This is a genomic window from Desulfovibrio sp. (assembly GCF_018379785.1).
Lineage (GTDB): Bacteria > Desulfobacterota > Desulfovibrionia > Desulfovibrionales > Desulfovibrionaceae > Desulfovibrio.
Genome location: NZ_JAGZUV010000002.1, coordinates 85,606 through 92,500, shown reverse-complemented (window position 1 = coordinate 92,500; position 6,895 = coordinate 85,606). Strand labels below are relative to the sequence as shown.

The 6,895-nt window shown below is 63.8% G+C and carries 7 protein-coding genes; 2 read left to right on the top strand and 5 right to left on the bottom strand.

Annotation, left to right across the window (positions count from 1 at the left end; all coding sequences use genetic code 11):
• The first annotated feature begins 167 nt into the window (after window positions 1–167).
• On the top strand, window positions 168–599 hold the full coding sequence (locus tag KH208_RS00900; RefSeq protein WP_291433040.1) for a helix-turn-helix transcriptional regulator: 432 nt from the start codon (window positions 168–170) through the stop codon (window positions 597–599).
• Entirely contained in the window at window positions 592–2,541 is a 1,950-nt protein-coding gene (locus KH208_RS00895; protein ID WP_291433038.1) for a heavy metal translocating P-type ATPase, read from the top strand. Before KH208_RS00900 ends, KH208_RS00895 begins: the two co-directional genes overlap by 8 nt.
• A gap of 75 nt (window positions 2,542–2,616) precedes the next feature.
• On the opposite strand, the gene KH208_RS00890 is transcribed toward KH208_RS00895, so the two are convergent.
• The 5 genes from KH208_RS00890 to ruvA all read right to left on the bottom strand — a co-directional run bounded on the left by KH208_RS00890 (window position 2,617) and on the right by ruvA (window position 6,819).
• Window positions 2,617–3,846, bottom strand: a complete 1,230-nt coding sequence (locus KH208_RS00890) for a metallophosphoesterase (protein WP_291433036.1) — start codon at window positions 3,844–3,846, stop codon at window positions 2,617–2,619.
• 77 nt (window positions 3,847–3,923) lie between these two features.
• Window positions 3,924–4,289 (bottom strand): ACT domain-containing protein, encoded by a 366-nt coding sequence (locus KH208_RS00885; RefSeq protein WP_291433034.1) that lies wholly within the window; start codon window positions 4,287–4,289, stop codon window positions 3,924–3,926.
• A 226-nt stretch (window positions 4,290–4,515) separates the two neighbouring features.
• Window positions 4,516–5,178 carry a DUF6198 family protein gene (locus KH208_RS00880; RefSeq protein ID WP_291433032.1) on the bottom strand — a complete coding sequence of 221 codons (663 nt, stop codon included), beginning with the start codon at window positions 5,176–5,178 and terminating at the stop codon, window positions 4,516–4,518.
• A 13-nt stretch (window positions 5,179–5,191) separates the two neighbouring features.
• Window positions 5,192–6,166: a Holliday junction branch migration DNA helicase RuvB gene (ruvB, locus tag KH208_RS00875; RefSeq protein ID WP_291433047.1), complete on the bottom strand. Its 975-nt coding sequence runs from the start codon at window positions 6,164–6,166 to the stop codon at window positions 5,192–5,194.
• Window positions 6,167–6,207: 41 nt separating this feature from the next.
• Window positions 6,208–6,819 (bottom strand): Holliday junction branch migration protein RuvA, encoded by a 612-nt coding sequence (gene ruvA, locus KH208_RS00870; protein ID WP_291433030.1) that lies wholly within the window; start codon window positions 6,817–6,819, stop codon window positions 6,208–6,210.
• Between the last annotated feature and the right edge of the window lie 76 nt (window positions 6,820–6,895).

Genomic DNA, 6,895 nt, shown 5'->3' with positions numbered 1-6,895 from the left:
CATTACTTCACGCCGAGTGCGCCCCCAAAATATTTCGTCATCTGGCGAAACATGCTTGACATTCAAATCCGCCCCTCCTATATTTCGCTTTAGAACGAATTGAAAAGGATATTCATCTGCAAACACCGGACAGCACCAGCTTAGCCGGGATGATGACGGAGAAACCCATGTTCACCTTTCTCAACCTGGTCCGCGCCCTGGGGGACGAGAGCCGCGTCCGGATACTCATGGCCCTGCGCCACCGCCCCCTGTGCGTCTGCGAAATCACCACCCTGCTGGGGCTGGCGGCGTCCACCACGTCCAAGCATCTTTTCCTGTTGCGGCAGGCCCGGCTCATTGAGAACATTAAGAAAGGGCGCTGGGTCTATTACCGCCTGCCGGAAAACCCCACGCCCAGCGTATGCGACGCCCTGGCATGGCTGGAAAAGGAACTGGCCGGCAACCCGCAGATATTGCAGGACGCCGCCGCCCTGCCGGGCATATTCCACAACAAGAACATTCACGCCTTTCTGGAACAAAAGCACATTCCCGCCGCCACTTGCGGCGCTGAAGACGCGGAAAACCAGCCTACCCACAGCGGGAGAAAAAGCCATGTGTAACAGCTGCCCCCTTGAGGAACATCGCTGCTCCTGCAGCGCCTGCTCAGGCCACGACCATGGTCACGAGCATGAAACGTCCGGCGGCGAGCGCCGGGAATTGCTGCTCATGGGCGTTTCCGCCGTGCTTTTCGCCGCGGGCATGCTGGCGGACACGCGCCTGGAAGCCTTTCTGCCGTCCTGGCTGGTGTTGACCCTCTGCTATGTGCTGCCCTACGCCCTGTGCGGCTATGACGTGCTCCGCCAGATGCTGCGCAATATTATGCGTGGCGATATCTTCAATGAATTCACTCTGATGGGAGGCGCGACCATCGCGGCCATCGCCCTGGGCCAGTTGCCCGAAGCCGTGGGCGTGATGCTCTTCTACCGCATCGGCGAATTCATGCAGGAACGCGCCGCGGGCAATTCACGCCGTTCGGTCAAGGCCCTGCTGGCGGCCCGGCCCACCACGGCCCACGAGCTGCTGGACGACGGCGCCACACGCGACGTGAACCCCGAAGAACTGGGACCGGGCAGCCGCATTCTGGTCCGGCCCGGCGAAAAGATTCCCCTGGACGGCACGGTGCTGGAAGGCGAATCCCAGGTGGACGCCTCGCCCCTGACCGGCGAATCCGTGCCCGTGCGCCTCTCCCCCGGCGGACAGGTCCATGCCGGGACCATCAACCTTAACGGCGCGCTGACCGTGGAAGTCACGGCTCCCTTTGCGGAATCCTCCATTGCCCGTATTCTGGAAATGGTGGAAAACGCGGCGGCCCGCAAGGCTCCCACCGAGCGCTTCATCACCCGCCTGGCGCGCTGGTACACTCCGGCGGTGAGCGGTCTGGCCCTGCTGGTGGCCGTGCTGCCGCCGCTCTTCGGCCTGGGCGGCTTTCAGGAGTGGATTTACCGCGCCCTGGTGCTGCTGGTCATTTCCTGCCCCTGCGCCCTGCTCATTTCCATTCCGCTGGGCTACTTCGGCGGCATAGGGGCGGCTTCGCGCCGGGGCATCCTGATCAAGGGCGGCGCGGTGCTGGACAATCTGCGCGACATCCGCGTGGCCGCCTTTGACAAGACCGGCACCCTCACCGAGGGCGTGTTCGAGGTCAATGCCGTACTGCCCATGCCCGGCGTCAGCCGCGAGGAGCTGCTGTCCGCCGCGGCCCTGGCCGAAAGCCGCTCCAATCATCCCATCGCCCGCTCGGTGCTGCGGGCGGCCCAGGCGGCGGGCTTGGACACGGAAAAGGACATCGCCGTCGGAGCCATGCGCGAAATTCCGGGCAAGGGCGTGGAAGTGACGGCCGGCGGTGCCCAGTTATTGGCGGGCAACGCGGCTCTGCTGGAGGCCCACAAGATTACGCCGCTGCCCGTGGACATGCCCGGCAGCGTGGTGCAGGTGGCCCGCGACGGCCGCGCCTTGGGCGCGCTGGTGGTTTCAGACCGGATCAAGCCGCAGGCTCCCGGCGCGCTGGAAGCCCTGCGCCGCCTGGGCGTGGACGTGCTGGCAATGCTCACCGGCGACCGCCGGAGCCAGGCCAGGCCCGTTGCCAGTGAACTGGGGCTGGACGTGCTCAAGGCCGACCTGCTGCCCGAGGACAAGGCCAGCGCCCTGGAAGCCCTGGGGCCCACGCGCCAGACCCTGATGGTGGGCGACGGCATCAACGACGCGCCCGTGCTGGCCACCGCCGGAGTGGGCGTGGCCATGGGCGGCCTGGGCTCGGAAGCGACCATTGAAACCGCGGACGTGGTCATTCTGGACGACAACCCCCAGCGCCTGCCCGAATTGCTGCGCATCGCCCGGCGTACCCGGCGCATTGTCTGGGAAAACATCGTCCTGGCCCTGGGCATCAAGGGCCTGTTCATGGGACTGGGCATTGTGGGCCTTTCCGGCCTGTGGGAAGCGGTCTTCGCGGATGTGGGCGTGGCTCTGCTGGCCGTGCTCAACGCTTCCCGCGCCGGGCGGATCTGAGCGCGGCCACGGCCGTGACGGTTTGCGTGGAAAAGGGCGGGGGTTTTGGTCCCCGCCCTTTCGTCATATCCGGCCTCACATCCGGCTCCCCGCTGAGGCGGCCCCGGCCGGACCGCGCCGCAGCGTGATAAGCGCGATTTCCGAGGGCACATCCACGCGCAGAGGAAAGCCGTTCCAGAGCCCCGCGCCGGAACTGACATACAGAGGCATGCCCTCAACCCGGTACCAACCCCGCACATACCCATGATTGAACAGGGCCACCAAGGCGCTCAAACCCGGCGCGTGGCCGCCGTGGGTATGGCCGGAGAGCTGCAGATCCACATCTTGCCGGGCGTTGCGCGGGGCATTACCCGGCCTGTGGTCAAGCAGAATGCGCGCCGTCCTGTCCGGCGCTCCGGCCAGGGCCGTAGCCAGGTCCGGTTCGGGCAGGCCGAAGCGGGCGGCCACCGGGTCGGTGACGCCGGCCAGCACCAGCTCCCGACCGCGTATGCCGAGCACCTGATGGCTGTTCAACAGCATGGTGATGCCCAAATCGGAAAAAATCTCCATCCAGGCTTTGAATCCACTGTAATATTCATGATTGCCCGCGCAGGCCAGCACGCCGTGCCGGGCGCGCAACCGGCGGAGCTCGGCCGCGCTTTCCGCGCGCGCCGCGGGCAAGCCGTCCACGAGGTCGCCGGTCAGAACCACCACATCCGCAGCCTGGGCGTTGACCCTGTCCACCACGGCCCTGACCCAATCCTTGCCCAGCAGCGGGCTCATATGCAAATCGCTGATCTGCGCCAGCCTGAGGCCGTCCAGGGCTTCGGGCAAACGGGGCAGGACGGCTTCCCTTTGGCGGACCTCGGGGATGGCCACGGCTTCATAAACCCCGTAGGCCGTGGGAGCCAAAACCAGTCCGGCCAGCGAAGCACGGCCCAGAACGGAAACCGGAGCGGCGGTCAGACCCGAAGCCAGAAAACGCCTTCTGCCGACGGAAAAAACGGAACCTTGCCGTTTGTCCCGCCGCAAGGCGCTCCTCATCAGGCGCACGAGCCGGACGCCCAGGCAGAAAACATCCCGGACCAGCACCAGCACGAAAAGAAAAAGCAGGCTGGTGAACAGCCAGCCCTGGAGCATCAACACCCACGACGGCAGATCGGGCGCGGACAATCCCCCGAAAAAGAGCCCGTTCAAAAGATGCTCCTGCGAAGCGAGAAAAAGCGCGACTGCCGCTACGGCCTTACCCGCGCGGCTCAAGCTCGACGGCAGCACCACCCGAAAAAAAAGATACAGAAAAAGAAATGCGGCAGGCAGATAGAGCATCACAGTGCGGCCTCCTCGGCGGGGGCGGGATCAGAGGTGGATCAGGGTTTGGTCGGAGGCTGGGAACAACAACACGTTCAAACCAACCCGTGGCCAGCTTGTTCCAGGGCGGCCAGAGCTTCGGAGAATTTCTCCCGCTTCACCAGGATGTAATCCGTGGCATAGGTGGACACGGCAAAAATGCTGATGCCGCGACCCGCCAGCAATCCGGCCAGTTCCGCCAACACGCCCACCAGAGAGAAATCCAGCGTCCCTTCGATGCGGAAGGCTTTCCAGCCGTCCTCACGGGCCAGGGCATTGTCCGGCGCTGTTTCGCTCCGGCAGACCAGGGAAAGTTCCTGATCCGTCTTGCCCAGAAAAAGGAAATCGTCCGCAAAGGAAATGCCTTCCGGGCCGCCGAGTTGGCAGACGGAAAAATCCCCGTCCAGAACCTTGATGATCATCCCGACTCCCGTCTGTTTAGAGCGTTTCAACTTTGAAAATGTTGAAGTGCTCTGGTGGCCGAGTGAGCGGACGCCCGCGCCTGAAGCCAAGGCGGAACCACGTTCCCGCCGCGCGTCAGCCGTTGCCGCTGGCGGCTTACGGATGACGACAGCAACGATAGGGTGAGGGCAGCGTCAGCTTTGAAATTGGCACAATTTCAAAGCGAATTCGCTCTAAAAACAGCCTCTAGTGCCGGATCAGTTTCCGGCAGTGGAAAAAAGGCGTCAGATGCCGGGTCCAGCGGGAAAAGAAGCGCACGCAGAAACCGGTCAGCACGGCGGCGATCACCGTGCCCTCGCGCAGCCCCACCACATTGTGCAGCACGGCAAAGGACAGACCGGCGGCCAGGGCAACCAGGGAAAGGTCAAAGAGCACCTTGATGTTGCCGAAAATTTTGCGGGCGCGGTAGGCAATGGCAATGACGATGCCCTCACCGGGCTGCACTGTGGCATTGCTGACGATCTCCAGGCTGATGCCCAGGCCCAGCACGCCACAACCGGTCAGGCAGAGCAATATCTGCAGGGGATAGACGTCGGTGATCAAAGGCCTGGTCAGCCACATGCAGATGTCGATGAACACGCTGAACAGCAGCACCGCCGGTAGTTGCAGGAGATGGGCCGGGGAGAATTCCTTCCGGAGCAGCACCTTCTGCAAAGCCACAAACAGCAGATTGAGCAAAAAGGTGGCCGTGCCCAGGCTGAGCGCGAAAATGGCGCCCAGGGCATACGGCAGGCTGGTGATGGGCGTGGTGCCCAGATTTGAATTGGTAACCAGGGCGATGCCCAGGGCCATGACAAAGGATGCAAAGCAAAAACCCGTGTAACGTCGGACAAACTCTTTTTTCTTCATAAAGGCCAGTCTTTCAGGAAAGCAGCAGCTTCAAATGCTTATAAGCCCTGGCAGTGGCCATGCGGCCGCGCGGAGTGCGCTTGAGAAAGCCGCATTGAATCAGGTAGGGCTCGTAAATGTCCTCAATGGTCCGCACTTCCTCGGAGCAGGCCACGGCCAGGGTCTTGATGCCCACGGGCCCGCCGTCATAGTGGGTAATCAGCACTTCCAGGAGCTTGCGGTCCATCTGGTCCAGACCGTGCTCGTCCACGTCCATGCGCTTGAGGGCCGCCGAGGCCTCCCCGCCCGTGACCTGCCCGTTGCCGCGAATCAGCGCGAAATCCCGCACCCGGCGCAACAGGCGGTTGGCGATGCGCGGCGTGCCGCGCGAACGGCGGCCGATCTCCTCCGCGCCGTCCGGGGTCACTTCCACGCCCAGAATGCGCGCCGTGCGCCGCACCACCCGGGCCAGATCCGTGGGACTGTAGTACTCCAGCCGGGCCACAATGCCGAAACGGTCCCGCAGAGGCGAGGAAATCAGCCCCATGCGCGTGGTGGCCCCCACCAGGGTAAAGGGTTCCAGGTCGATCTTCACCGTGCGGGCCGCCGGGCCCTGCCCGATGACCAGATCCAGCTTGAAATCCTCCATGGCCGGATAGAGCACTTCCTCCACGGCAATGGGCATACGGTGGATTTCATCCACAAACAGGATGTCGTGACGGCCGAGATTGGTCAGAATTGCCGCCAGATCGCCGCTGCGCTCCAGCACCGGCCCGGAGGTGCAGACCAGATTGACGCCCAGTTCGGAAGCCATGATCTGGGCCAGCGTGGTCTTGCCCAGGCCCGGATTGCCGTAAAACAGAGTATGGTCCAGGGCCTTGCCCCGCTCCCGCGCGGCGTCCAGATAGACGCGCAGGTTGGCGCGCAATTCGTCCTGGCCGATAAAATCGTCCAGGCTGCGCGGCCTGACGCTCTCGTCCAGACCCGCGCCGGAATCCGGGCCGCTCATGCCGCACTCCGGCCCCGGCGGCGTCCCATCCCATTCCGCCATCACGATCTCCCCTTGGCCAGCGCCTTGAGCGCGGCCCTGAGCGCGCCGGTCACATCCAGATCCGGCTCTTCATGCAGAATTTTTTTAACCAGAGGCGCGCACTCATCTTCGGCATAGCCAAGATTGGCGAGGCCATCAAGCACGTCCCGAAAGACCGAGCCGGGCCGCCCGGAGGCGGCCAGCACGGCGGCCTGGGGCACATCCTCCACCTTGAGTTTGTACTTGAGTTCCAGAAAAACATGTTGGGCCGTCTTCTTGCCGATGCCCGACACGCGCGTGAGGGCCAGCACGTCGTCCTCCAGCACCAGACGGCGCAGATCGTCGGGCCGGAAAATGGACAGAATGGCCAGGGCCGTGCGCGCGCCCACCTTGGAAATGGACACCAGCACCTCAAAGGTCTGGCGCTCCTCAAAACTGCCGAAGCCGAACAGCTCCAGGGCGTCCTCGCGCACGGCAAGGCTCGTGTACAGGGCCAGCTGTTCGCCCCGGCCGGGCAGGGCCGCCAGCGTATGGGCGGGCAGGGCCACTTCATAGCCCACGCCCCCTTCTGTGACGATGAGGCAGGCATTGCCCCAGGTTTCGGCCAGGCGGCCTTCAAGATAGGCGATCATACAACTCTCGGATTAAGGTCCCACCTCACGGCAAAAGCCGCGCGCGCCCAGAGCAGATTAACTTTGAAATTTTACA